The organism is Methanoregula sp. (genome assembly GCF_002835825.1).
Lineage (GTDB): Archaea > Halobacteriota > Methanomicrobia > Methanomicrobiales > Methanospirillaceae > Methanoregula.
Genome location: NZ_PIZH01000795.1, coordinates 1 through 1,017, shown reverse-complemented (window position 1 = coordinate 1,017; position 1,017 = coordinate 1). Strand labels below are relative to the sequence as shown.

1 protein-coding gene is annotated in these 1,017 nt (G+C 60.7%); it reads left to right on the top strand.

Annotated elements, in window-relative coordinates:
• Window positions 1–141 precede the first annotated feature (141 nt).
• A partial coding sequence (locus CW742_RS15270; RefSeq protein WP_292421893.1) for an NAD(P)-dependent oxidoreductase occupies window positions 142–1,017 on the top strand: 876 nt, incomplete at its 3' end.

Below are 1,017 nucleotides of genomic sequence, written 5' to 3'. Positions count from 1 at the left end.
CACTCGGTTGGCGGACTCCCCGGTGCGGCAGGAACAGGTTTTCAGTTATCATCATGCCGGGTACGGGCTGGACACCGGCAGGCCGGATGACTACGCCCGCTTGATCGAGGAATTCGAGCGGTACAAAGACAAGTTCCTGCCATGAGAGTCCTCGTCACCGGTGCAGGGGGCTTTTCCGGTACGGGGATGATGGAGCTCCTTTCCGCACAGCAGGGGGTCGTGCCGGTCGGGCTCGTGCACCGGCCGCTTCCCGCAACCGCGCAGAAGAAGGACTCGTTTGTTGTTGCGGATCTTTTGGATCCGGAACAATTGTCCGTGGCTCTTTTGAAAGCAGAACCCGATGCGGTCATCCATTGTGCCGGGCTGACGCACGGTACGGCCGGAGATCTGGATGCCGCCAACGTGACCGGTACGAAAAACCTGCTGCACGCAACCCACTCGGTGAACCCGGACTGCCGGGTCCTTGTCGTGAGTTCGTCGGCCGTGTATGGGTATGCCGGCGATCAGCCGATTCCGGAGGATACGCCCCTCAACCCGGTCAGCGAGTACGGGAAGAGCAAGGTTGCGCAGGAGGAGGTCTGCCGGCAGTTCTCCGATACGGGTGCAGACATCGCGATTGCCCGGCCCTTCAACCTTGCCGGGCCCCTGCAATCCGGTGCGTTTGTCTGCGGGAGGATCGTTGACCAGGTAATCCGGATCGAGCAGAAGAAGAGCACGGTAATCGAACTGCGCGAGATCCTCTCGTCGCGGGACATCATCGATGTCCGCGATGTGGTGAGGGGATATCTCGCGCTCATGTCCTGCCCGGACTTCTCTTCCGATTGTTCCGGCAAGGTATTCAACCTCGGGTCGGGCAATGCATACCCGGTTTCGACCATCATTGCACTCATCGAAGAGATCACCGGATCGATCTACAAGCTGCAGCTGCCGGAGACACACCCGGCAATCGCCGTCCTCACCCAGCGAAGCGAAAATTCCCCGATCACCGCAACGACCGGGGGGAGACGGGAGGTTTCC